Here is a 24,610-nt window from a genome sequence, read left to right as displayed (position 1 = left end):
CATGTAGAATGCCGGCAGTTGTTGGAAAGGTTAATTTTATTTCAATTGGGGAAGCAACAGTTACACAATTTGGAGATATTTTTTGGGTTGCTCCAGTAAGTGAGGATATTATTTTTGGAGGTCCAGGTTCATTTAATTCAGGTGATTTTGATCGTACGTATTCTGAACAAAATGTTACATTGATCCCAAACGATGATGATCTAGTTGATACATCCAATATAGGTGTATTGTAAAGAAGCTGCTTCGTATTTTCTCTCATCACTTCTTTTGTACGTGCATATGATCAAATAAAGAGTTGTAGAAGAAGTGGGAGGGAGTTGGATGTATTACCCGGATTTGTACCAGTATTTACAGCAAGTATATCAATATATGAAAACGCAGCATGAGCGTGTGAAAAATTTAGAAGCACGTATGGATGAATTAGAAGGTGAGATAAATGCTTTGAAAAGCAATGGCGCAATGAAGATTGACAAAATTGAATATAAATTTGATCAGTTAAAAGTTGAGACACTTGAAGGGACACTAAATATTGGCTTAACGCCCAATCTTTCAGAGGAAATTGAACAGTTTTCTGTTAATGGTAAAGAGAAAGAAGAAGTTTCAGAAGGTCAAGAGCAATTATTTCAACGTATTCATAAAGATGTGCATCATTACTTAAATCATGAGATTGTTAACGATATTAGACAATTTGAAGAAAAGTATAATTACAAATTAGAGGATCCCTATCGTCAATTTATTGTGCAAGATATTCGAAAACAAATTGATCGCAGAATTAGCTTTTATTTAAATCAAATGAATCGAAATGGATCAGCAGAAGGTCCAGTTGAGCAGGCCGTACTTGAAAAGGTGAAAAAAGATATTTATAAGGCAATTGAAGCGTTTATTAACAATTTGCCACAGAAGATGGAGGGGGATAGGTAATGTTTTTCCAAGTTATAAACCGGGAGCTTTCTGTTGGGAATATTAATATTACTGGGGTGGGAAGTGCTTCAATTGTACTTGTTGGTGATACAGAAACGATTTGCTTATCATCGATTTTTGATACACCGCCTGAGTCATTAATTATTGGTACGGAGTTAGCATTTACGCAGGTATAATGTAGTTATATAATTCGGGGAGGGATAAAATTGACTTCGCGAATTTCATCAGTTCGACATGTGGAGCTGATATCAGTTGGTGGGTCTTCCATCGTTCATTTTGGTGATTCTGTTGGTGTTACACCGAAAGCGAAAGGGTTTGCAGTTCAGCGTGAAGTGGCTACTTTTAAAAAGGATGAGGGAGATTTTTCAGATCCATTGTTTGTTGAACCGATTCCCACACCTCTCATGACAGAAAAAGTACGCATGAATCGCTTTAACGAATTATCGTTTATTAATGTGAATCGACTGCATATAATATCTGTAGGGAGTGCTTCCATTATTCAAATTGGTTCTAATCGTTTTATAGACGCTGAAGCGCGTATTAAGAATACACGGCAATTTATTTCACCACCTTCTAAGCAAAATGAGCAGGAGGAAAGGTAGAAACATATGCAACCGAACATATTAGAATAATCAACATACAATACACTAACACTATTGAAAAAGGGTGTTAGCATATGCCTTCCATTGTAGGAGCAGTTAACATAGTGAGTGCCGGGGGAGTCATTAATTTTGGCGATTCCTTTTATGTAGCACCATTTAGTACTTCAAAAACATATGCTGGTTCAGGCTCATTTAATACAGGGAATATTGTTGAAACATATAATCGTTACAGTGCTACAAATGTGAATGACCCTGACTTAGTGGACAATTCAAATGTAGCCAACATTTAGTTGGAGGAGCACTGTTTATGAATTTTTTTATTAATCAAAGCATTGTGATCCATCAGTTCAAAGTTGGTGGTGTATCAAATTCTTCTGTTCTTCAAATTGGCAGTGCCGGTATGATTAAGTCGCTTTCTAATTTATATAATACAGGTGGCTTTACAAAGGAAGCTCCACAAATAAGTGAAGAGGTTCCAGAAGTTACTGTAGAACTTCCACCTCCTTCCGAATAAAAGAAGCACCAAGATTTGGTGCTTCTTTTATAATTGTAGAAAAGAAACGTTATAGCAATTTACTTATAAGCTTTTCCTTTTGTTAAAATACAAGGAATTCCATAACCGACTGCTCCAGGCTGTGACATTTTTTCGATGTAGGAGATTCCACGGACGCACTTTGTTTTACAAGCTTCACAAATACCAGAGTGTACAACTTTCATATTATATTGATGTTTGTTCACATCGGACTGTATTACTTTTTTCTTATTCTTTTTTGCCATGGTGTGCTGACTCCTTTTCGGGATTATTTCTGTATTGTATGATGAAAATAAGATTTGGGTGATGAGTTTTCTTTATTGAAAGTCTTCCGGGCAAAATAAAGGAAAATTAAAATAAAACAATGCTATCATAAAAGTAACTGTATAAATTTAGACTCAAATCAATAAGGTATTTACAAACTTATCTATTTAAAGAAAAGAAGGTGATGAATGATGGAATTTTTCTTTTTAATAGGGCTAGCAGTCGTTGTTCTTCTTCTTTTGGTTAGTCTAAAACAGAAGAAACCGTCACTGCGTTTAAAAAATGAAGCCCCATCTAAAAATCTTGGTGCGCGGCCAGGCAGCATGGATCTTGCTGTACGCCTTGAATCAGCATTGGATGATCAGTTAGTAAAGAAAGTAAAAGACCGTCTTCAGCAAAAAGATCCCACTCTTTCAGATCACCAATTTGATTGGCTTTTTTATGAATTAAAACGCTATTTTCTTATGAGTGCTGTTTTGAAAAATGTCCCAATGTTTAGTGAGAAAGTCGATCAATTATGGCATGAAATGTTACTATTTACAAAAGAATACCAACAATTTTGCGAAGCATTTTCTGGACAAATCATTCACCATATGCCTCATGAACAGAAACAAGCAGATTCAGATGGACGAGCTTGGTTTGACTGGGTTTACAGCCAGCTTTTTATAGTGGAAGAAAACAGTATGAGGATTTGGAATGGATTTTATCGTTATCCTTTAAACAAAGAAATGCTTCTGCAAATCGAGTCTTTGAAAGCTCACCAAATAAGAGAAAAATATTTTAAGCAGGTTCCCCTTATTAAGGAAGTAGACGAGAGCATTGATTATGTGATGAATAGGTTACGTGAAACGTTCGAGGAAATCCGAGCTGTAAAACAACAAGGGGGAACGTTTGAAAAGTATCGCAATTTAACAGATTGGGCTTATCTTTCTGCACCAATGGTTTTTTATTCCGTGTACGACTATGAAAATTATCAGACAGAAATGGATCAATTATTGCCAAATGACTTTCAAAAAGGTGGATCAGATAGTTCAGTGTGCTCTTTTGATGGCGGAGGAGACTCTGGTGATGGAGGTAGCTGCAGCAGTAGTTGTGGCGGTGGGTGTGGTTCATAAGGTTAGCTGAAACTTTTTTGCTTGCCGTTCGTATATAACAATGTAATAAAAGTATTTGATGGAGGATTTACTATGACACATTCAAGGTCATCCGGCAGCCAAAAAAGATTGAAAAGTATTTTGGTTACAATAGGTCTTCTTGCTGCTACAAAATTAAAATGGATTATAGGCTTTTTAAAGCTCTCAAAATTTGGTACCACTTTTATTTCACTAGGTATTTCTCTTGCAGGATATGCTGTTTTTTATGGATGGAAATTTGCTTTCGCGTTAATTTATCTTATTTTTATTCATGAAATGGGGCATTTACTTGCAGCGAAACGAAAGGGAATTGCAACATCTCCAGCAGTTTTTTTACCATTTGTTGGCGCCGTTATTTCAATGAAAGAAGCACCAAAAGATGCAAAAACAGAAGCCTATCTAGCATATGGAGGACCTTTAATAGGGATGATTGGTTTTCTACCTGCTATCCCCCTTTACGCTGTAACAAATAATCCATTTTGGGGGCTTGTTATTATGCTTGGAGCTATGATTAATCTTTTTAATCTCTTTCCTGTTTCTCCACTTGATGGTGGTCGAATTGTCTCGGTTTTATCAACAAAAATTTGGTTTATTGGTCTTTTAGTGATGCTGCCTCTTTTATTCTTTTGGTTCAGTCCAATCTTAATTCTTGTGTTTATTTTTGGGTTTATAACATGGTGGAAACGTGCTCGTGAAGGGTATATAAGAAAAGTACTTTCTTATAAAATTGATAAACAAAAAACACATATTAATGAATTAAATAATATGACAGCTTATATGTTTGATCCAGCGGTAAATGATGAAGGAGAGCTTATTTATCGACGTAATGTTAGCTACTATAATCTACAGGAAGTTTATCGTAAACAAGAACGACAAATGATGAGTAATATTAAACAGAAGCGTTCCTTTTTCATTCCATTTTTACAAGACAAAGAACGTTTTAAGTACGATCAACAAAAAGTTGAGTTTGAATTTTTAGAAAAGAAAAAGCATTTATTAACGGTATTTTCAATGGATAGTGAAAATCTAACAAGAAAAATTCATTCAGAAGAAAAAGAATTAATGAATCTAAAAGAGAATATGGCACGTCTAAAAACTTATTATGAAGCTCCAAAGAAGACAAAATGGCTTGTACTTGTTTTGTATGTTGGCCTTGCAGCTGTTTTATCTTTATTTTTCTGGTATGGGACAAATATTATGGAACAGTATCCCCCAGGGATGTTTTAATTAAAGAAGTAATATAGCGTTAATAAAAAAATAAGACCATTATAATGGTCTTATTTTTTTATTAGATAACATGTTTTATTCTATATAAAGGAAAAATGCATAGTTAATTTATAAAAAAGGGCAAAGGACTTTCCTTTGCCAACTAAGGAGAGAAAACACATTGTCATTCATCCGCAGCTAAGCTTATTTTACGAAGCTTACTCCAACAATGATTAACAGAATAAATAATACAACAATTAACGCAAAACCTTTGCCGCCTCCATAACCATATCCACCGTAGCCGTAACCACCGTAATTATATCCGCCACATCCACAACCGTAGGACATCTAACACCCTCCTCATTATTATATTGAAGGTCTCTTTACCTTCATTAATAATATATGCTCCATCATTCGACTTTGTAGAGGACAAGAGTGGAGGATAAGTGCGGAACTTTTTTATCAAAAGAATAATTTATGAACAAGTAGGAAAAAAGAAGAGTAAGAAAAAGCTTGTATAATAAAGGGGAGAAAATCATTGGAAAAAAAGCGTTATTATGTCAGGGTAGGATCTGGAGAAATTCTTGAAGATCAACATGCTTCTCCATATGAATTTGAAATTGATGCAACTGAAGAAGAAGCAGCTCAGCTTGCGGAATTGTTTGATAAAGCTTCTGCCGAAAATATGAGTGACTGGTATAAGGTCACTCATCCTATTTCAGGAAAAGATGTAGAAAGTAAACATTATGATCAAACATTGCAGGAAGTTTATCGATTTATTCGTGATCATGGAACAGAAAAAACACGAAATCATATTGAAAGTATGAAGATAATTGAACAACTTGGGGAAAAATATCATTAAGGCAATTACAAAAGAAATTAGGTGAAAACAATGTATCCATTTTTAACATTTATGATTATCGCCTTACTTGCTTTTGGACTTTGGTATACGATAAGAAAAGGAAATCGTCAAGCAGATGTTAGCTATGAAGAACAAACGGATAACCCTGTGAAGTCTCTTTCGATGATGTATATAATCGGGACAATCATCGTCTTAGGTGGGATTTTTATTTATATTTATTTAAGAGGATATTAAATTAAGAAAGTGACTCATTTGAGTCACTTTCTTATCATCCGTAATGACTACTTAACGGTAATTAATAAATTGGATTTCAATTGGAAGATCAATTTCCCGAATGAGAGCAATAACTTGCTGTAAGTCATCTTTACTTTTTCCGGAAACACGAACTTGATCATCCTGAACCTGTGCTTTTACTTTAAGTTTTGCGTCTTTAATCGCCTTTGTGATTTTCTTCGCATTTTCTTTATCAAGACCTTGGACAAGCTTGGCGCGTTGGCGTACTGTACCACCTGAAGCAGCTTCAATTTTACTATAATCAAGGTTTTTAATAGGTACGTCGCGCTTAATTAATTTACTAATTAGAACATCTTTTAGTTGGTTTAATTTATACTCATCATCTGAAACTAACACGATCTCTTCATTTTCAAGAGCGAGCGTACTTTTGCTTCCTTTAAAATCGTAGCGGTTTTCAATTTCTTTTCTTGCAATTTGAAGTGCGTTTGTTACTTCAGGTAAGTCGATTTGTGAAACGATATCAAATGAACTTTCTTTTGACATATCATGTATTCTCCTTTATATAAGCTTTTCTTTATTGTAGCAAATTTTAGTGAAGTTTTCTTGTTAGGGATTTACTGTTCACTAATGTGGAAAAATAAACATACATCCTTTATCCAGATTAATGAGAAGGGAGGTTTTAAAATGAAAGAAGAAACATTATCATATGAGAAAAAGAAAGCAACATATAAGCCAGGGGATTCGGTAGATCAACATCGAATGATTGAGACCGCTAATGAATATTTATCCAAAAAGGAAATTGGACAAGTTACCGAAAACAGTTAATAGAAAAGTATTAGTAATTAAAAAACCGCTATCTTAAATGATAGCGGTTTTTTTACGATTAATTAGAGTGTTCTGCTAACCAATCGCCAATCTTTGGATAAGTATGTTTGACAGCACGAGATCCAATTGTAACAGAAACGTGTCCAGTTGGAAGGACTACATATTCTTTGTCTTGGCTGGAGATATTGTCCATTAAAGCTTCTACTTGGTGCGGCATTGCAATGTGATCACGCTCTGCAGCAATGTTAAGTACATTTGCTTTAATGTTTTTTAAATCGACTTTCTTTCCGCGAATAACAAGTTCACCTTTAATCAACTTGTTTTGTTGATAGAAATCTCGAATCCATTGACGATATGCTTCTCCTGGGAATGGAATACCATCACTTAGCCACTTTTGCATAAGCTTCCAGTTGTTAACAAATTTTTCATTGTCAGAATTATTGACAAGGTTAACGTATGGTCCGCAGAAGTTTGCAATTGGTTTAAGCATTTTATTTCCAAAATCAATCATTTCAGGAGGAATAATTCCCATTGTTTCTACTAATTGATCAAGGTTAAAGTAGCGTTCATCCAAGAAATGATCAAATAAACCAGAATCAGAAAAGTCGAATGGACTTGTCATGAAAATAAGGTTTCGAACTGGTAATTCTGGATGAAGGGATGCAAAGATTGAAGTCATTGTTCCGCCCATGCAGTAGCCTAGAACAGAAACTTCTTTTGCTTCAGACGTTCTTAATACTTTATTAACTGCTCTTGGAATATAGTCAAGAATGTAGTTATCTAGTTTCATGTTTTTATCTTCATAACTAGGTGTACCCCAATCAAGAAGATAAACATCAAAGCCACGATTAACTAAGTATTCTATTAAACTGCTTCCCTTTTTTAAATCTAGAATATAGGGTTTATTAATTAAAGCATAAACTAGTAATAAAGGAACTTTGTGTGTTGATGGTTCATTGGATGTATATCGATAAAGTTTTGCTTTATTTTTTGTCCAAATTACTTCTTTCGGTGTTGGACCTACTTGTGGTTCAGGTTCGACTGCTAAAACTTCTGTAGCACGTTTTACACGTGTGTAAGTTTGTGTTGCTTCAGGAGCAAGTGACTCTAGGAAGTTTTCCCAATCTTTTGTCACAGCTATACTCATTTCATCACAACCTTTATAAGAGTTTGATTCACAAAAACCAAATAAAACAAATTACATGTAAAGGCCGCCGTTAATATTTAACTGTTGTCCTGTAATGTAAGACCCGTCTTTACATAAGAATACGACACCGCGAGCGATTTCTTCTGCTTGTCCTAAGCGTTGAGAAGGAATTCCGCCAACAATTTGTTTAAGAATGTCTTCTGGAATTTCAGCTACCATATCCGTTTCAATAAATCCAGGACAAATTGCGTTAACAGTTACTCCTTTTCTAGCAAGTTCAAGTGCAAGTGATTTTGTGAAACCAAGAATACCAGCTTTAGCTGCTGCATAGTTAGTTTGACCAAATCCGCCTTTTTGTCCAATGATAGAAGAGATACTGATGATACGACCTGCATCAGACTCTTGAATGTGTGGAAGAGCTGCTGAAGACATGTTATATACGCTGTTTAAGTTTACGTTAATAACTTCACCCCAGTTTGCATCATTCATTTTTTTGAATGAACTGTCGCGAGTAATACCGGCATTGTTTACAAGAATATCTAAACGATCATATTGTTTAACAGCTTCACTTACTAGATTGTTAGCCGCTTCAACATTCGATACGTCTGCTTTCACAGCAAGAGCTTCTCCGCCAGCTTCTTTAATTTCGTTTACAATTTTGTCTGCAGCTTCACTGTTGCTGTTATAGTTAATCACAACTTTAACACCATTTTGTGCTAGTTCTTTTGAAATAGCAGCTCCAATTCCACGAGATCCACCTGTTACGATTGCTACTTTGCCTTGTAATTCTGTCATGTGCTAAAACACTCCTTCTATTTATGTAAATCAAATGTAGATTTTATCAATAGTAATTCATCTAACTAACTTCTTGTGTAAGAATGTTTAGAAATTGTATTTATAGGTAAAGGTCTGAAATTATTTCTTTTGCTGCTGCGGCTGCTTGTTTTGTTGTTGTGGAGTATTAGATTGCTCAACACTTGCAGCTGCTTGTTTTTGTTGGCTTAGCTGTTCAATAATTTGATCGAGCTTTTTGTCGAGGTTTTTCATTTCGTTTTTCATACGTGTTACGTCACGTTTTAATTCGGATTGATCTCCTTGCTTATCAAGTGTATCCTCAACTTTTTCTTCTAAATCATCAACTTTAGATTCAACATTAATAACAAGGTTTGCTAAATTTGCAATATCGCTTTTAGATGGGACATTTGCTTGTTCAAGATAAGTTTCTGTTGTTTCATTTAACATTTTTTTATACTGAAGATTCATGTCTAACAACTGACCCATCCATTGAGAAAACTCTTCTTTTCGCATATTTTCATCAATCACGTTACTCCAATAGTTTTCGGATTGACTATAAATATCTTTCCATACAGCAAACGGATCAAACGTTTTTTGCTCGCTCATGGTTCAGCTCCTCTCCATTTTTTCTAGGAAAAATACCAAGTTATTTCCAAGTTGAATTATAGTAAAGATACACACAAAAAACAATTGATACTTTTCTATATTTTTCGACAATTATTACGGTTTTTATGTAAAGCGATTACAAATATAGAAGTTTATCATAGGTTATTAGAAAAAATAGTTCGAAAAATGTATTATATTGTCGAAAGAAAAGTTGAACTCTTAATCTAAAAATATTACCTGTATAGGTAAATTATGGATGTTAAATAAATATCTTCAATTTATTGATGTAAAGAGTATTGAGTTTCTCTTTTTTTAATAGTAAGTAAAAGAATGTGAAAAGGTTGCTTCACAAAGATAAGTTATTCTTCGAATGTTTATATTTTATTATCCAATCTTTAGGATGAAATTATATAATTGAGATTAGTTTCTAAAAACTGATTGACAATAGAGATCTATAGGTGTAAATTACATGTAAGAGGTATTCTACAAATAACAGATATTTTAAGTGAGTGGGTGATCGAATTGACAACCAATGATCATAATACATCTACGAATTCGAAACCAAAGAATGAAAAAGTGGTCACCGGGACACCAAAAAATTTAATGGTACCTGTTTTGCTTCTCAGCCTTCGAGGTTGGAATTTACACGGCTACAAATTGATTCAACAATTAACACAATTTGGTTTCGCATCAATCGACCAAGGAAATGTTTATCGCACGTTACGTCAGCTGGAGAAGGACAACATGGTAAAGTCAGAATGGGACACTTCAGAAGGAGGCCCTGCTAAACGAATCTATTCTTTAACTGAAGCAGGGGAAAAGTATTTAGACACGTGGGCAAATTCTTTAGAGCAATATCAATCAATGTTAAGTCGCTTCTTTTCAATGTATACGGATATGATGATGCCGAGCAGTTTTGAACGAAAAGATGACGATAATGAGAGATGAAAAGGTGCAATGGAATAGTGATCCTGCAGCATTGCTGTAATCACAATACATTATTATTAAAATTATTTAGGAGGTTTTTTAAATGGCTGTAAAAACTACGACTGCAAAAACTGAAAGTAAAAACAATGAAGCGTTACACTTAGTGGACGCAATGTGGGATAGCTGGAAAAATGGATTAAGCATGGTTTATGCTTCTCAAACTGAGCTTGAAAATCAAACACTTCAATTGTTAGAGCGTCAGCAAGAAGCTTGGGCAAAAGCAAACGGCAACATTGATAAAATGGAAGAAGAAATGAAGAAATCAATTATTGAACTTCGTGAAAACGTAAATCAAAACATTCAAAACGTAAGCGGTAAAGAAGCTGGTAAGTCATTTGAAGAATTTAATAATCGTGTAGATGAAATCGTTGGCCGTATGCAGCATTTATTATTAACACCTAATAAAGCAAACTTAACAGTATTAAATCAATTTCAAGATCAGGTTCATTCAACACTTAAGCAAGTCATTGAACAGCAGCAAAAAACACGTGAAGAAACAAAAACAGTATTAGAAGATTTCTTCTCACAAGCAAAATCAACACAAAAAGAATTAATTGAAAAGTTTGAAGAAAACACAAAAAATACTATTAAACTATTTTCTTTTAATCAATAATATTAAAAACCTTTCACATATAATGTGAAAGGTTTTTTAATAGATTAAAAAGCTGGATTTGGCGGGTCGACCGCTAAGATCTTTTCCCCATCTACTTCAATCCAGATATATGAATAATCGATTTCTTGGACGGATGTTTCAGTAATGAAATTATGAATAATAGCTTCTTGAGGCTCAAACATCTAGTTTGTAGTTTCTTCATTATATAATAAGAAAAAAGTCATTTTTGAATAAAGCAAAAAGGAAGACTAAACAGCATTAGAGAAGTGATTAATTTTGATCAACATTAAATTCAATCAGATTGCCATCAGGATCACAGCAAAAGATTTGTTTGAATCCGCTTTTACTAGCTGGCTTGGATTTAATTTCAATACCTTGTTGTGTTAAATATGTTAATGCAGCTTCATAGTCTTGAATACGAACAGCAAAATGACCATCTCTTGAATTAATGCCGCCATTTGTCCTTAATGTTTGAGCGTGATCATGAACAATAAGGTGAAGCTGTTGAGAACCAATTTGAAACCAAGCTCCTGGAAATCCAAAATTTGGTCGTTCAATTTCTTTAAACTGTAAGACATTTTTATAAAAGTTTTTAGCGCGTTCTATATCTGTAACTGCAAGACTTACATGATGAATCGCTTCATAATTTATCAACTATTACACTCCTTGTATATATTTTTCATTCTTTCATTATAACTTATTATTTTGTAAGAGAAAAAGTAAAAAAAATAACTCCTCTTGCTGTCAAAGCAAGAGGAGACTCTATATACATCCACTAATCTTCTTTAATAAATGACTTAAGCATCCAAATATGTTTTTCTAATGCTGTACGAATTTTAATTAACAAATCAGCGGTTGGATCATCTTTTTCTTCCGCTGCATTTTCAATTCCCTGTTTCAATTCATTAAGGATAATTGTAAAATCAGCGATAATGTTTTTTACCATTTGCCCTGCATTTTCATGTTCATCTGCTTCATGAATGGAAGCTTGTTCGAGAAATTCCTGCATTGTAGATAAGGGTGTGCCGCCTATTGCTAACAACCTTTCGGCAATATCATCAATATAGGCAGCAGCTTCATTGTAAAACTCTTCAAATTTCTTATGCAGCTCATAGAAGTGACTTCCAGTTACAAACCAATGATAATGATGGAGTTTAATATATAAAACACTCCAATTTGCAATTTGTTTATTTAAAATCTGTTCTAAAGGTTGCGACATTTAATCCACTCTTTCTTTATTTCTTCTTCAAATTTTATTATGTGCATAATAAACATTTTCTAGGCACTATCATTCTCATCTATGATAAAATATTGCTAATTGTGTTGAATTAAGAAAGAAGTGATAAATGTGCAAAAGGCTATTTTTTATATCCTTTTACTTTTAGTAATGGTAATCTGGGGTCTGAATGTTGTAGCAATTAAAATTGTTGTAGAGGCATTTTCACCTGTAATGATTACATCAATGCGTATTTTTACAGCATTTCTCGTTGTAATGCCTATTTTATATTTAAGGAAAGATTTTTGTAAGCTGACTAAGGAGGAAGGGTTTTTAATCTTTGTTGCTGCGGTAACAGGAATTTTCGGGCATCATTTTTTCTTGTCAGTTGGCCTAACGAAAACAACGGCATCCAATGCAGGTCTTATTTTAGGATTAGTTCCGCTTTCTACTTCGCTTCTTGCTATGCTGCTGCTTGGAGATCGAATCACTTTATTTAAATTTTTAGGTATTATTTGCGGCATTACAGGTGTCTCATTTGTTGTGCTTGCCGGAGATAGTCAAATAGGTTTTATCTCTGTAGGAGATTTTTATATTTTTTTAGCGGTAATTACACAGGCTGTTAGCTTTATTTTTATTAAAAAAGCAACCAAAACAGTTCAATCACGTCTTGTTACAGGATATATGCAATTTATTGGAGCGCTGCTGTTGTTTATTGTTAGCATACGTTTAGAGCCCAGTGGATTTTCTACACTAAAAGAGGGATCAATGACAGCCTGGATTGTATTTTTAGCGTCTGCAGTGCTGGCAACTGGATTGGGACACCTTATTTATAACAAAGCAATTCACCATCTTGGTGCAGGTGAAACAGCAATTTTCATTAATTTATCTCCATTCTTTGCACTGCTTGGTTCTGCATTCTTTTTGGGGGAAAACATTATGATTACTCAAGTTTTTGGCTTCTTCTTTATTGTAGTAGGTGTTTTATTAGGGACAGGGGCACTCGAGCAAAAATATCAACTGCATAAAATGAAACAATACGAGTATGCAGCAAATAAAAAATAATAGGAAGATATACTTTCGACTTAATTCGTGGTCATCGTCTTGATGTGAAGTTCTCAAGGTTAATTTGTATACAGAGTGTATAAAGAAGTAACGTAGGTGTAGATTTTTGCCAATACGTTACTTCTTTTTTATTGAACTTACCAATTTAATTGATTAAAAGCAGCTGAAACATCATCATTATATTTTTTGAATTATTAGGCAGAGGTCCACACCAAATGTTAGTGTAAAGCCTATACTATCATAAAAACAGCATGTTGAGGGGGAAGTACTCCAATGTTGTCCCTTACAGTTTATTTTTTGGTCGGTTTCATAATAAGTGTGCTGTTAAGTTTATATCCAAGAAATAAATTATCGTTAGGTTTTTTTCTGCTTTTTGTAGTAGGATGGCTGCCTTTATATCTTGCAGCCATCGTAATGACAGCGCTATACGAAAAAACGTAAAAGGTGAAGAAGTTAATCTCTATATGATTAACTTCTTCACTTTTTATGTTAAAAAACCTCACATGATATAAGACAGCTGAAAAAATAAATGGCATAATTGCTACATAGAAAAAGTCAGAAAAAAACAGTCAATACTTTGGAGGTATTAGTGTGAAGAGAAAACTTGTACTTGTTGGAAATGGAATGGCTGGAGTTCGCTGTATTGAGGAGATCTTAAAAATTGACAAAGAGGCATTCGAAATAACAATTTTTGGAAGTGAGCCTCATCCGAATTATAACCGGATTTTGTTATCAACGGTTTTACAAGGTGATACATCCATCGATGATATCGTTATTAATGATTGGAATTGGTATAAAGAGAATAATATTACATTATATACAGGTGAAACTGTTACAAAAATAGATTCTGAGAAAAAGGTTTTATATACAAACAAAGATAGAGAAGTAGAATATGATGATGTAATTCTTGCAACAGGATCAAACCCATTTATTCTTCCGCTTCCGGGTGCTGATAAAAAAGGTGTAACAGCATTCCGTGATATTAAAGACTGTGAAACGATGCTTGATGCTTCAAAGAAATATCCAAAAGCAGTCGTTATTGGCGGCGGATTACTTGGACTTGAAGCTGCACGCGGATTGTTAAACCTTGGCATGAAAGTTGACGTTGTCCATATTATGGATGCGATTATGGAACGCCAGCTCGATCGTACAGCTTCTAAAATGCTTGAAGAAGAGCTTAAAAAACAAGGGATGAACTTCTTGCTCGAGAAGCAATCAGCAGAAATACTTGGTGAAGATCGTGTAACAGGTTTACGCTTTAAAGATGGTACTGAGGTAGAAGCTGACTTAATAGTAATGGCAGTTGGAATTCGTCCGAATGTTCAGCTTGCGCAGGACAGTGGAATCACTGTAAACCGCGGAATTGTAGTTAATGACTATATGGAAACAGAGACACCACATGTCTATGCAGTTGGGGAATGTGCGGAACACCGTGAAATTGTATATGGTCTTGTTGCGCCGCTTTACGATCAAGGAAAAGCACTAGCACAGAAGATTTTAGGGATTGATGGTCCAAAATATGAAGGATCTATTCTTTCTACACAATTAAAGGTTTCTGGTGTTGATGTGTTTTCAGCAGGGCAATTTGGTGAAGATGAAACAACAAAAACGATTAAAGTATTTGATGATTTTGAAGGAGTTTATAAAAAGGTTGTAGTTCGTGACAACAAAATCATCGGTGGCGTGTTATTTGGAGATACAAGTGACGGGCCGCGACTTCTCAGCATGATTAATGAACAAAAAGATATTTCTGGTATGGACCGTGTCTCTATTCTGCAAGCTCCTGGAGAGGCAAAAGCCGAAAGTCCTGTTATTGCAATGGCTAATTCAGAAAATGTGTGTGGATGTAACGGTGTAACAAAAGGTGCAATTATTGAAGCCATTCAAAATGAAGGACTAACAACTGTTGATCAGGTGAAAGATTGTACAAGTGCTTCTCGTTCATGTGGGGGATGTAAACCACTTGTTGCTGATCTTCTTGAATATACATTAGGTGATGCGTTTGATGCGGCATCTCAAAAGGAATCAATCTGTGGCTGTACAGATTTAACAAGAGAAGAAGTTGTGGCAGAGATTAGGGAAAAAGATTTAACGTTTACGAAAGAAGTTATGAATGTTCTTGGCTGGAAAAATGAAGAAGGATGTTCGAAATGTCGTCCTGCTTTAAACTATTACCTTGGTATGATTCATCCAACGAAATATGAAGATGAAGAAGAATCACGCTTTGTAAATGAACGTATGCATGCCAATATTCAAAAAGACGGGACGTATTCAGTTGTTCCTCGTATGTATGGAGGAGTAACGAATGCAGACGATTTAAGAACAATTGCCAATGTGGCTGATAAATATAATGTACCAATGATTAAATTAACAGGTGGACAACGTATTGACCTATTAGGAATTAAGAAGGAAGATCTTCCTAGCGTATGGGCAGATCTTGGGATGAACTCTGGTTCAGCTTATGGAAAATCACTTCGTACTGTAAAAACATGTGTTGGGGAACAGTTCTGCCGCTTTGGAACTCAAGATTCTACAGGCCTTGGTATTAAATTAGAAAAGAAATTTGAGTTTCTAAATACTCCCCATAAAGTAAAAATGAGTGCATCTGCTTGTCCTCGTAACTGTGCAGAGTCTGGTATTAAAGACTTTGGTGTTGTTGGTGTTGACGGTGGATGGGAGCTTTATGTTGGTGGTAACGGCGGTACAGATTTACGCGGCGGCGACTTACTGTGCACGGTAAAAACAGATGAAGAAGTAATTGAAATGTGTAGTGCTTATTTACAATACTATCGTGAAACAGCTGATTATTTAGAGCGTACATCTAAATGGTTAGAGCGAGTTGGGTTAGAGCATGTTCGTGAAGTAATATTTGATAAAGAACAGCGTGCAGAACTTGTAGAGCGTATGGAAGTGACATTGTCTACACGAAAAGATCCTTGGAGAGAAGCGGTAGAAAGCAAAGAGAAACAACAAAAATTATTTGAAACAATTAATCAGTAAGCTGAGGGGGAAGCGATTATAATGGCTAAAGTGATGAAACGAGTTGAGGTTGCAAAGCTTGACAGCTTACCAAAAAAGCTTGGTAAAACCGTGAAAATTGGTGAACATGATATTGCATTATTCCGATTATCAAATGATGAAGTGCGGGCGATTGAAAATCGCTGCCCGCACAAAGGTGGGGTATTAGCACAAGGGATTGTCAGTGGAGAGAATGTTTTCTGTCCGCTTCATGATTGGAAAATTTGTACGAAGGATGGTAAAGTTCAAGCACCTGACGTAGGGTGTGTTAAAACATATAAAGTAGAAGTCGAAGATAATAAAGTGTTTATCAGTCTATAAAGGAAGTGCCTTTGGTACTTCCTTTACAAATAGAAAAGGTGAGACAATGAGTGATTTATTAAAACATTTTCGTACGAAACAGCAAGCAGTAGGTTCTGAAAAAGTCTATCATACTCAATGTCCTTACTGCAGCATGCAGTGTAAGATGGAATTGATTGAACAGCGCGTTGTTGAACGAAAAAGGTTTAAGGTTGTCCCAAAGAACAATCCAACATCGGAGGGGCGGCTTTGTATTAAAGGGATGAATGCCCACCAACATGCTGTTAATAAAGAACGAATTACTCAGCCGCTTATGAAAAAAAATGGCGAATTTGTACCTGTTTCTTGGGAAGATGCGCTTCAATTCATTAAGGAACGTTTTACAGCCATACAACATGAAGATGGATTAAATGCATTATCAGTATATGGCGGAGGTTCTCTTACAAATGAAGAAGCTTACTTACTAGGGAAGTTTGCAAGAGTTGGACTGAAAACGAAATACATTGATTATAATGGAAGGTTCTGTATGTCTGCTGCGGCCACGGCAGCAAATCAAGCGTTTGGAATGGATCGTGGGTTGACAAATAAGCTGTCAGAAATTCCATATTCTAAATGTATTATTTTAGCCGGAACAAATATTGCTGAATGTCAGCCGACAATTATGCCGTACTTTCAGAAAGCGAAAGAAAATGGCGCGTATATTATTGCGATTGATCCAAGAGAAACAGCGACAACGAAGATGGCTGATCTTCACCTTAAAGTAAGACCGGGCATGGACGCGTCACTAATAAATGGAATGCTAAAAACCGTTGTAGAAGAAGGATATGTTGATCAAGCTTTTATTGAAACACGTACGAATGGTTTTGATGAATTAAAGACACACCTTGAAGCAATTGATCTTAAGGAAATTGAAGCATTAACAGGTGTTTCACTTACTCTTATTCAAAAAGCTGCACAAGAATATGGGAAAGCGGGCTCAGGTATGATCTTTACAGCTCGCGGAGTTGAGCAGCAAACCGATGGCTATATGACTGTAAGAAATCTGTTGAATATGCTGTTAGTTACAGGGAAAATTGGGAAAATTGGCAGCGGTTATGGGGCGATTACAGGTCAAGGGAATGGTCAAGGTGGAAGAGAGCATGGTCAAAAAGCTGATCAATTACCGGGATATCGTTCCATTGAAAATATAGAACATCGTCATTATATTGCGGATATATGGGGAATTCCAGAGAGCGAACTCCCGCGTAAAGGTGTATCTGCATATGAAATGATGGAAAAAATCCATGAAGGTGAAATTACAGCCATGTTAGTATTGGGTTCTAATCCTGTTGTTTCAAATCCGAATGCTCTTTTTGTTGAAGAAGCAATGAAGAAATTAAAATGCTTAGTTGTTGTTGATTTATTTTTATCAGAGACAGGAAAATATGCGGATTTAATTTTACCGACTTCTTCTTATTTAGAAAATACAGGAACAATGACAAACTTGGAAGGCCGAGTGACGCTGCGTGAAGCTGCAAAACCTCGTTCTAATGAAGTGAAACATGATTGGGAAATATTGTGTGAGATTGCACGGGTGTTGGGGAAAGAAAAGTATTTTTCATATGAATCTTCCGAAGAAATCTTTAATGAATTAAGGCTTGCAAGCCGTGGTGGTATCGCCGATTATTACGGAATTACCTACGAAAAGTTAAGGAATAACGGTGTTTATTGGCCTTGCCCAAGTGTTGAAGAGGAAGGGAAAGGGAGAATTTTTGAGGAGTCATTTGCTCATAAAGATGGAAAAGGTGTTATTATCCCTGTTGAAAATTATGTACCGAAAGAACACGCCAATGAAGAATATCCTTTAAATTTAACAACAGGTCGTGTTATGTCTCACTATTTAACAGGAGTTCAAACACGACGCAGTCCAACACTTGAAGCGCGGAATATTGAAGCATTTGTTGAGATTCATCCGAACACTGCAAAGAAATTTAAAGTGAAAGATAAAGCATTGGTGAAAGTGGAATCAATACGCGGCAGTATTGTTGTAAGAAGTAAATTTACAGAATCTATTCGTGAAGATACGGTTTTTGTTCCTTTTCATTGGGGAGATAACCAGTGTGTGAACAGACTTACAAGTGAAGAACTTGATCCTACTTGTAAGATGCCTGGATTTAAAGTGTGTGCGGTAACTATTTCACCATTAGTCGATTTAACATTAAATTAAGCAGTTCTATACGTATTTTTCTTTAAAGCCCGCCTAAATGATGGTAGGGTTCTTTTTTATGAATCATTCGTTTTTTATAAGATCTTAACAAAAAATTAATATAAAGCTAATAAAGCTGTAATAAGCTATTCATAAAGATTGAGGAAGGTAATAGAAAATTATATATTGTCACCCTTTATCCCCCCAATTATACATACATAAAATATGGAAGTATTGTGAGACAGGTTATTTATTTTTACTATGAAATATAGTAATGTTTTGATTAGTTAGCAGCCAATTTTAAATTAAAGGGATGAGTTCATGTGGTACAAACAAGCTTAAACGAATCAAAAATAATTCAGGTAGATGATTTGAATAATCCCGCTTATTATAATAATAGAGAGCTAAGCTGGTTGGCTTTCAATAAACGCGTGTTGGAAGAAGCGATCGATAATCAAAATCCTCTATTAGAGCGTTTGAAGTTTCTTAGTATTTTTAGTTCGAATTTGGATGAATTCTTTATGGTTCGTGTTGCAGGGTTAAAGGATCAGGTGAAAGCAGGTTTCAATAAACCAGAAAATAAAGCAGGTTTAACACCGAAAGAGCAGCTTGTGAAAATTTCTACGATTAATCATGAGCTTGTAGAGATGCAGTATAACACATTAATAGATAAACTTCTTCCTGAGCTAGAACAAGAAAAGATTCGGTTTGTGAAGATGGAAGAGTTGGATTCAAAAGTCGATCATTACATTGAAAAGGTATTTGATGAACAAATCTTTCCTGTTTTAACTCCGATGGCAGTAGATGCGTATCATCCATTCCCGATGCTCCTTAATAAAAGTTTGAATTTAGCAATTTTACTCCGAAAAAAAGATCAAGATGAATATGAAACATACCACATTGCTATTGTACAAGTGCCAGCAGTACTCGATCGTTTTATTGAATTATCTGCTGTAGAGGGTGAACGTCAGATTATTTTTCTTGAGGATGTTATTGCCCACTTTATTCATAAATTGTTTAAAGGACTGGAAGTTATTTCGGTTTCTCAATTTCGGATTACAAGAAATGCAGATCTTACCATTCATGAAGAGGGGGCACGTGATTTATTAAAAGAAATTGAAAAAGAGCTTAAAAAACGGAAATGGGGCGCAGCAGTTCGCCTTGAAGTTCAAAAAAATAGCATGGATAAAGAAATCCTCAACTTTTTATTAAAAGAGTTAGAAATACATGAAAAAGATGTTTATTGGATTAACGGCCCGCTTGATTTAACTTTTTTAGGTAAATTTTATAACAAAATGGCCGATGGAAATGAGCATCTTGTATATGGAGCCCTTATCCCTCAACCTTCAAAAGATTTAAACGATAATGAAGATATGTTTGATGTGATTGCACAAAAGGATGTTCTTCTTCATCATCCCTATGAATCATTTCAATCTGTGGTAGATTTTGTAACGAAAGCTTCTGAAGATTCAGATGTATTAGCGATTAAACAAACATTATATCGGGTAAGTGGAGATTCCCCTATTATTAAATCATTAAAGAATGCAGCTGAAAAAGGAAAGCAGGTAACAGTGCTTGTGGAATTAAAAGCGCGTTTTGACGAAGAAAATAATGTTCAGTGGGCAAAGGAACTTGAAAAGGCAGGCTGTCATGTTATATACGGAATGACTCATTTAAAAACACATAGTAAAATTACGCTTATTGTCCGAAGGAAACAAGGAAGAATTGAAAGGTTTGTACACTTAGGTACTGGCAATTATAATGATATTACAGCGAATTTTTATACGGATATGGGATTGCTAACGGCAAATCGTAAGTTTGGAATTGACGCAACAAACTTTTTTAATTATTTAAGCGGTTATAGTAAGAAACCTGTGTTTGAACATCTTGCTATTTCTCCTTTTGATGTAGGTGAAAAATTTATTGAATTAATTAATCAAGAAATTTTATATCATCAACAATATGGAAATGGCCGTATTATTGCGAAAATGAATTCTGTTACACACAAGCCAATTATTCAGAAGCTTTATGAAGCATCACGCGCAGGTGTGCAAATTGATTTAATTGTACGGGGAATTTGCTGCTTGCGCCCTGGTATTAAAGGAGTAAGTGAAAATATTCGTGTGCGAAGTATTGTAGCTCGTTATCTTGAACATACTCGAGTGTTTTACTTTTATCATAATGGGGAACAAAAAACATATTTATCCTCCGCAGATTGGATGACTCGTAATATTGAACGACGTGTTGAAATTTTATTTCCTATTTTTGATCCGGTCATTAAGGGGAAAATTAAACGTGATCTTGGCATTATTCTTAGTGATAATGTAAAAGCGAGAGAACAGGATGAACAAGGAAGTTATCATTATGTGAACCGTGAAAAAGGAGAGCGGGTTATTAACAGTCAAATGGAGTTGTTTTATTTAACATATCAAGTTTCAGAAGATGAGGAATAAAATAAAGTCACCGACTAGAGCGGTGGCTTTTATGTGTTGGAAAGCTGCTTAGACAGCGGTCTCAAATAAGGTTTAGTCTTTGACTAATTGTAATCACGATGATTAAAAATAAAATAATTAAACTAACAAAAAAGATGGAAAGACGTCGTGATGTATAAGCCCGCTGCATTTCTTCCCATTTTAAAGGACGAATGCCGCTTAAGGAAAACACTGCGATGGCAGATAAAAGTATCGAATTAATGTTAACAAGCAGCAAAAGAAGTGCTCCAAGCGCTTTATCCCACATTAGACCGCCTGTTGTCATACCGAGAACAACAATGGGCGGTAAAAGAGCAACAGCTACCATGACTCCGACAAGAGCTCCGGGAAGACGATTTAAAATAGATAGTGCCCCAGCAGCACCTGATGCTAGCGCAAGGATAACATCTGTAAAGTCAACTTGTGTTCTTGCGGCAAATTCAGTGCTGTCAAGAGGAATATAAAAATAACCAAAGCAAAGTGAAATAAAAAATACAAGGGCAATTCCAAAGTGTAAAGTTAGAAAAGAACGCCATAGCACGTGATAATCTCCTAATATAGAGGCAAAGGCAATGGAAATAACTGGACCAAGCATTGGGGCGATCACCATTGCTCCAATGACAACAGCTGGGCTGTTTTTCATAAAACCAACAATGACAACGAGCGCGGATAAAATAACGAGAAGCGTGTAATTTAAGTTAATTTTACTTGACCTTAAAATTGTTTCATATAACTCCTGCCGGCTTGCGCGAAGAAAGTGCTTATCTTTTTGCTTTTTTTCTTCTTCTTTTTTCTCCTCATTTTTTCTTGTGATATACGTTTGAACAGGGATAAGCATCACTTCAAAACCATCTATTACATTTGAGACCTTTTCAAGAAAATTCAATGTTTCTTCCGTATGTTTTGTATGAACTAAAATGCGTATGAGCATCCGTTCTTTCGATTCGTTTGTACTCCAATAAGAAACGTGAGAAAGGTCTTGAAGAGATTGATCAACTTTCTCAAAATGCCGTTTTGGAACATAAGCTTCAATTAACTGTAAGTCCATCTTCTCTCACCTCTCCAATAGTTTCGCCATCTTTAAAATGTTCATTCAATAGTCTTTCCTAATAAAAAATCCTTCTTTCCTTATGTAAAACAGATAAGAGATTGGTGGATTTATAAAGTACGTAAGATTATATTACATAGTTGTTGTTTGGAAAGGTCGTCCCATGTAAAAATATAAATAACACAAGATGTTAATTAACTTTACACCAATCGATAAGGCAAATAAGTGAAGGTTGTAAAATTGAAAGGAGAGGTTATGATGGATCCGATGTTTTTAATGAATAGTCTTTGGGTAATGGTAGCAGCGGTCCTTGTTATTTTAATGTTAGGTGGCTTTATTTTACTGGAGGCAGGATCAACTCGTATGAAAAATGCCGGCCATATTGCTGGTAAAACTATTTTCACATTTGGTATTGCATCATTAGTCTTTTGGGCAGTCGGATATGGTTTGATCTTTGGTGAAGGAAATGCTCTTTTTGGATTAACGGACTTTTTCTATTCAGGTTATGAAATTGAAGGATTAGGGCTTTCTGGTTCAGTATTCTTTTTATTCCAACTTGCTTTTGCAGGAATTTCATTAACTATTGCATTTGGTGGTTTTGCAGAACGTGCTAAATTATCAGCTTATATTATTTTTGCGGTCTTATTCTCAATTTTTGTTTATCCGGTTATTGCACATTGGATCTGGGGCGGCGGTTGGTTAGCTGAACATGGTAAACAAGACTTTGCAGGCTCAACAGTTGTTCACTTAACAGGTGCGATGGGTGCTTTAGCAGCAACGATTCTTTTAAAGCCTCGTATCGGTAAGTACAATAAAGATGGCTCTCCAAATAATATTGAAGGACATAACCAAGTGTTTACTGCTTTAGGTGTACTCGTTTTATGGGTAGGTTGGTTTGGATTTAATGCAGGTAGTACAGTAGCAGTTGACGATGCATTCTTCGGTTTTGTAGCATTAAACACAAATTTAGCAGCAGGCGCTGGTGCAGTAGCAGCATTATTAGTTGCATGGGCAGTAACAGGAAAAGCAGATGTTCCTACAATGTTAAATGGTGCATTAGCAGGTTTAGTTGCCATTACAGCATCTTGTGCATTTGTAGATACATGGGCAGCTGTTGTAATTGGGTTAGTTGCAGGTATTATTGTCTTTTACAGCATGAGATTTTTTGAAAAACGTAAAATCGATGATCCAATCTTTGCTTTGTCAGTACATGGAACACCAGGTATTTGGGGAACATTATCAACTGGTTTATTTGCAACACCGGAACTTGCTTCAGTTGGTCAACCAGGTTTATTTTACGGCGGTGGCTTCACACAGCTTGGTGTTCAAGCGATGGGTGTTGCTGCAAGTGGTTTATATGCATTCGTTGTAGCGTTTGTACTACTAGCAATTATGAAGAAAGTTCTAAATGGTTTACGTGTAACAGAAGAAGAGGAAATCATTGGGCTTGATTTAAGTGAACACGGCAGCTATGGCTATCCTGAATTACTGCAAACATCTCAACCACAACAATCAGCATCGGCACAGCAGTCAGTAACGCCAGGAACTTCTCAAGGTACAGTGAATAGCTAACCCGTTTAAAATTAAGGGGGCTGTCAAATGGTAGCGGACTTTAATAGTTATGAAGATGTCCGAAAAGCTAGAGAGTTAAAGATAAAAGAAGTTTCATTCGATCACTTTGCACTTAATAAACTGCATGATCAATTAATGTATGAGGTTGTTCAAATTGCATTAAAGAAAATGAAAAAAGAGTGGGGGACTCCTCCCTCTCCTTTTTCTTTTTTTATAATGGGAAGTGCTGGGCGGTTTGAGCAGGCGCTTTGGAGTGATCAAGATCATGGGATTGTTTATGAAAGAAATAGTGAAGCAGCAAATGATTATTTTCTTAAACTCGGCAAAGAAATTTCAAAAGGACTTCACCAAGCGGGATATGAACTTTGTGATGGAAATGTGATGGCTTCAAATCCGTTATGGTGTAAATCGCTTGAAAACTGGAAACTGCAGCTTGAAAAGTGGATGAAACAAGAAAGCTGGGAATCCATTCGTCATTTGTTAATTTTTATTGATGCCAGAGGATTGATTGGTAGGGATGAATATATTACGGAGTTAAAACAATGCATTCATCTTAAGGTAACCGAATCTCCAAACTTATTAAAAAGAATGTTAAAAAATACTATGCATGTAAAAAAAGGGGTTGGGGTATTTGGGCAGCTTCTTGTTGAGAGGCATGGTGTTCATACCGGGGATGTTAATCTAAAAGAAACCGCTTTTTTTCCTTATGTAAATGCAGTAAGGCTTCTTGCTTTAAAAGAAAAAATCCACAATACTTCAACCTTATCAAGGCTAGATGCTTTATCAGAAAGCAATATGGATCCTGCAGATCGAGAAGATTATCGGCGAGGATTTTTAAGATTATTACAATTTCGCCTCGTTCAGGGGGAACATGATAATTACGATGCCATTCACTACGTAAATATTGATGATCTTAATAAAACTCAAAAGAAAGAGCTGAAGGAGATTTTGAAAAAAGGGGTTCAACTTTATAATTACACCAAAAGGTTAATAGAAAAAGGGTGTTAA

At 35.4% G+C, this 24,610-nt stretch carries 31 protein-coding genes; 21 read left to right on the top strand and 10 right to left on the bottom strand.

Translation table 11 applies throughout. The annotated features are described in order from the left end of the window. Positions 1–8 precede the first annotated feature (8 nt). From DS031_RS13755 to DS031_RS13730, 6 genes are all read left to right on the top strand, one after another. On the top strand, positions 9–233 hold the full coding sequence (locus tag DS031_RS13755; RefSeq protein WP_113806645.1) for a spore germination protein: 225 nt from the start codon (positions 9–11) through the stop codon (positions 231–233). An 88-nt stretch (positions 234–321) separates the two neighbouring features. Further along, positions 322–921, top strand: a complete 600-nt coding sequence (gerPC, locus tag DS031_RS13750) for a spore germination protein GerPC (protein ID WP_113806644.1) — start codon at positions 322–324, stop codon at positions 919–921. Next, positions 921–1,097, top strand: coding sequence for a spore gernimation protein GerPD (locus DS031_RS13745; protein WP_113806643.1), 177 nt, complete (start codon positions 921–923; stop codon positions 1,095–1,097). The genes gerPC and DS031_RS13745 overlap by 1 nt, the downstream gene beginning before the upstream one ends. 30 nt (positions 1,098–1,127) lie before the next feature. Continuing rightward, complete coding sequence (locus tag DS031_RS13740) at positions 1,128–1,523, top strand: spore germination protein GerPE (protein ID WP_181833159.1); 396 nt, start codon at positions 1,128–1,130, stop codon at positions 1,521–1,523. Between the two features lie 74 nt (positions 1,524–1,597). Beyond that, positions 1,598–1,813 (top strand): spore germination protein, encoded by a 216-nt coding sequence (locus tag DS031_RS13735; protein WP_113806641.1) that lies wholly within the window; start codon positions 1,598–1,600, stop codon positions 1,811–1,813. Positions 1,814–1,830: 17 nt separating this feature from the next. After that, positions 1,831–2,037, top strand: a complete 207-nt coding sequence (locus DS031_RS13730) for a spore germination protein GerPB (RefSeq protein ID WP_113806640.1) — start codon at positions 1,831–1,833, stop codon at positions 2,035–2,037. Between the two features lie 59 nt (positions 2,038–2,096). On the opposite strand, the gene DS031_RS13725 is transcribed toward DS031_RS13730, so the two are convergent. Beyond that, the gene (locus DS031_RS13725) at positions 2,097–2,300 is read right to left on the bottom strand and encodes a hypothetical protein (RefSeq protein ID WP_113806639.1); all 204 of its coding nucleotides are present in this window, start codon (positions 2,298–2,300) and stop codon (positions 2,097–2,099) included. A 210-nt stretch (positions 2,301–2,510) separates the two neighbouring features. On the opposite strand from DS031_RS13725, the gene DS031_RS13720 reads away from it, so the two are divergent. Beyond that, positions 2,511–3,434, top strand: coding sequence for a glycine-rich domain-containing protein (locus tag DS031_RS13720; RefSeq protein WP_113806638.1), 924 nt, complete (start codon positions 2,511–2,513; stop codon positions 3,432–3,434). A 72-nt stretch (positions 3,435–3,506) separates the two neighbouring features. Beyond that, positions 3,507–4,679: a site-2 protease family protein gene (locus DS031_RS13715; RefSeq protein ID WP_113806637.1), complete on the top strand. Its 1,173-nt coding sequence runs from the start codon at positions 3,507–3,509 to the stop codon at positions 4,677–4,679. A gap of 183 nt (positions 4,680–4,862) precedes the next feature. Here DS031_RS13715 and DS031_RS13710 read toward each other — a convergent pair whose 3' ends face one another. Next, a complete protein-coding gene (locus DS031_RS13710; protein WP_113806636.1) occupies positions 4,863–5,006 on the bottom strand; it encodes a YjcZ family sporulation protein in 144 nt (47 codons plus the stop codon). 190 nt (positions 5,007–5,196) lie between these two features. Here DS031_RS13710 and DS031_RS13705 point away from each other — a divergent pair, with 190 nt between their 5' ends. Together DS031_RS13705 and DS031_RS13700 are read left to right on the top strand one after the other, a co-directional pair. Next, positions 5,197–5,520, top strand: a complete 324-nt coding sequence (locus tag DS031_RS13705; RefSeq protein ID WP_113806635.1) for a hypothetical protein — start codon at positions 5,197–5,199, stop codon at positions 5,518–5,520. 30 nt (positions 5,521–5,550) lie between these two features. Next, complete coding sequence (locus DS031_RS13700) at positions 5,551–5,754, top strand: hypothetical protein (RefSeq protein ID WP_113806634.1); 204 nt, start codon at positions 5,551–5,553, stop codon at positions 5,752–5,754. A 51-nt stretch (positions 5,755–5,805) separates the two neighbouring features. On the opposite strand, the gene DS031_RS13695 is transcribed toward DS031_RS13700, so the two are convergent. Beyond that, the gene (locus DS031_RS13695) at positions 5,806–6,297 is read right to left on the bottom strand and encodes a YajQ family cyclic di-GMP-binding protein (protein ID WP_113806633.1); all 492 of its coding nucleotides are present in this window, start codon (positions 6,295–6,297) and stop codon (positions 5,806–5,808) included. Between the two features lie 141 nt (positions 6,298–6,438). Here DS031_RS13695 and DS031_RS23740 point away from each other — a divergent pair, with 141 nt between their 5' ends. Continuing rightward, positions 6,439–6,579: a hypothetical protein gene (locus DS031_RS23740; RefSeq protein WP_181833158.1), complete on the top strand. Its 141-nt coding sequence runs from the start codon at positions 6,439–6,441 to the stop codon at positions 6,577–6,579. A gap of 58 nt (positions 6,580–6,637) precedes the next feature. On the opposite strand, the gene phaC is transcribed toward DS031_RS23740, so the two are convergent. From phaC to phaR, 3 genes are all read right to left on the bottom strand, one after another. Then, positions 6,638–7,726, bottom strand: coding sequence for a class III poly(R)-hydroxyalkanoic acid synthase subunit PhaC (phaC, locus tag DS031_RS13690; RefSeq protein ID WP_113806632.1), 1,089 nt, complete (start codon positions 7,724–7,726; stop codon positions 6,638–6,640). A gap of 51 nt (positions 7,727–7,777) precedes the next feature. Further along, positions 7,778–8,521, bottom strand: a complete 744-nt coding sequence (gene phbB / locus DS031_RS13685) for an acetoacetyl-CoA reductase (protein WP_113806631.1) — start codon at positions 8,519–8,521, stop codon at positions 7,778–7,780. Between the two features lie 120 nt (positions 8,522–8,641). Further along, positions 8,642–9,127, bottom strand: coding sequence for a polyhydroxyalkanoic acid synthase subunit PhaR (phaR, locus tag DS031_RS13680; protein ID WP_113806630.1), 486 nt, complete (start codon positions 9,125–9,127; stop codon positions 8,642–8,644). A gap of 522 nt (positions 9,128–9,649) precedes the next feature. On the opposite strand from phaR, the gene phaQ reads away from it, so the two are divergent. Next, positions 9,650–10,075: a poly-beta-hydroxybutyrate-responsive repressor gene (gene phaQ, locus DS031_RS13675; RefSeq protein WP_113806629.1), complete on the top strand. Its 426-nt coding sequence runs from the start codon at positions 9,650–9,652 to the stop codon at positions 10,073–10,075. Positions 10,076–10,157: 82 nt separating this feature from the next. Then, complete coding sequence (phaP, locus tag DS031_RS13670) at positions 10,158–10,727, top strand: polyhydroxyalkanoic acid inclusion protein PhaP (RefSeq protein WP_113806628.1); 570 nt, start codon at positions 10,158–10,160, stop codon at positions 10,725–10,727. Positions 10,728–10,771: 44 nt separating this feature from the next. Here phaP and DS031_RS23735 read toward each other — a convergent pair whose 3' ends face one another. From DS031_RS23735 to DS031_RS13660, 3 genes are all read right to left on the bottom strand, one after another. Beyond that, positions 10,772–10,909 (bottom strand): hypothetical protein, encoded by a 138-nt coding sequence (locus DS031_RS23735; protein ID WP_181833157.1) that lies wholly within the window; start codon positions 10,907–10,909, stop codon positions 10,772–10,774. Positions 10,910–10,997: 88 nt separating this feature from the next. Then, entirely contained in the window at positions 10,998–11,381 is a 384-nt protein-coding gene (locus DS031_RS13665; RefSeq protein WP_113806627.1) for a VOC family protein, read from the bottom strand. Positions 11,382–11,502: 121 nt separating this feature from the next. After that, positions 11,503–11,946 (bottom strand): Dps family protein, encoded by a 444-nt coding sequence (locus tag DS031_RS13660; protein WP_113806626.1) that lies wholly within the window; start codon positions 11,944–11,946, stop codon positions 11,503–11,505. Positions 11,947–12,075: 129 nt separating this feature from the next. Between DS031_RS13660 and DS031_RS13655 the strand changes: the two genes are divergently transcribed. The 6 genes from DS031_RS13655 to DS031_RS13635 all read left to right on the top strand — a co-directional run bounded on the left by DS031_RS13655 (position 12,076) and on the right by DS031_RS13635 (position 20,964). Next, positions 12,076–13,008, top strand: coding sequence for a DMT family transporter (locus DS031_RS13655; RefSeq protein WP_113806625.1), 933 nt, complete (start codon positions 12,076–12,078; stop codon positions 13,006–13,008). A gap of 273 nt (positions 13,009–13,281) precedes the next feature. Further along, positions 13,282–13,449: a hypothetical protein gene (locus tag DS031_RS23730; RefSeq protein WP_181833156.1), complete on the top strand. Its 168-nt coding sequence runs from the start codon at positions 13,282–13,284 to the stop codon at positions 13,447–13,449. A gap of 150 nt (positions 13,450–13,599) precedes the next feature. Next, complete coding sequence (nirB, locus tag DS031_RS13650; protein ID WP_113806624.1) at positions 13,600–16,008, top strand: nitrite reductase large subunit NirB; 2,409 nt, start codon at positions 13,600–13,602, stop codon at positions 16,006–16,008. 21 nt (positions 16,009–16,029) lie between these two features. Beyond that, positions 16,030–16,347, top strand: coding sequence for a nitrite reductase small subunit NirD (gene nirD, locus DS031_RS13645; RefSeq protein WP_245947415.1), 318 nt, complete (start codon positions 16,030–16,032; stop codon positions 16,345–16,347). Between the two features lie 46 nt (positions 16,348–16,393). Beyond that, positions 16,394–18,532, top strand: a complete 2,139-nt coding sequence (gene nasC / locus DS031_RS13640) for an assimilatory nitrate reductase catalytic subunit NasC (RefSeq protein WP_113806623.1) — start codon at positions 16,394–16,396, stop codon at positions 18,530–18,532. 302 nt (positions 18,533–18,834) lie between these two features. After that, entirely contained in the window at positions 18,835–20,964 is a 2,130-nt protein-coding gene (locus tag DS031_RS13635; protein ID WP_142675776.1) for an RNA degradosome polyphosphate kinase, read from the top strand. Between the two features lie 61 nt (positions 20,965–21,025). Here DS031_RS13635 and DS031_RS13630 read toward each other — a convergent pair whose 3' ends face one another. Beyond that, a complete protein-coding gene (locus tag DS031_RS13630; RefSeq protein WP_113806622.1) occupies positions 21,026–22,030 on the bottom strand; it encodes a TIGR00341 family protein in 1,005 nt (334 codons plus the stop codon). A gap of 258 nt (positions 22,031–22,288) precedes the next feature. On the opposite strand from DS031_RS13630, the gene DS031_RS13625 reads away from it, so the two are divergent. Both DS031_RS13625 and DS031_RS13620 read left to right on the top strand, forming a co-directional pair. After that, entirely contained in the window at positions 22,289–23,602 is a 1,314-nt protein-coding gene (locus DS031_RS13625) for an ammonium transporter (RefSeq protein WP_113806621.1), read from the top strand. Between the two features lie 27 nt (positions 23,603–23,629). After that, positions 23,630–24,610, top strand: a complete 981-nt coding sequence (locus tag DS031_RS13620) for a DUF294 nucleotidyltransferase-like domain-containing protein (protein WP_113806620.1) — start codon at positions 23,630–23,632, stop codon at positions 24,608–24,610.

The sequence above is a fragment of the Bacillus taeanensis genome, from assembly GCF_003318295.1.
Taxonomy (GTDB): domain Bacteria; phylum Bacillota; class Bacilli; order Bacillales; family UBA6769; genus Maribacillus; species Maribacillus taeanensis.
The sequence above is the reverse complement of the archived record's forward strand: the minus strand, read 5'-3'. Positions and strand labels throughout refer to the sequence as shown.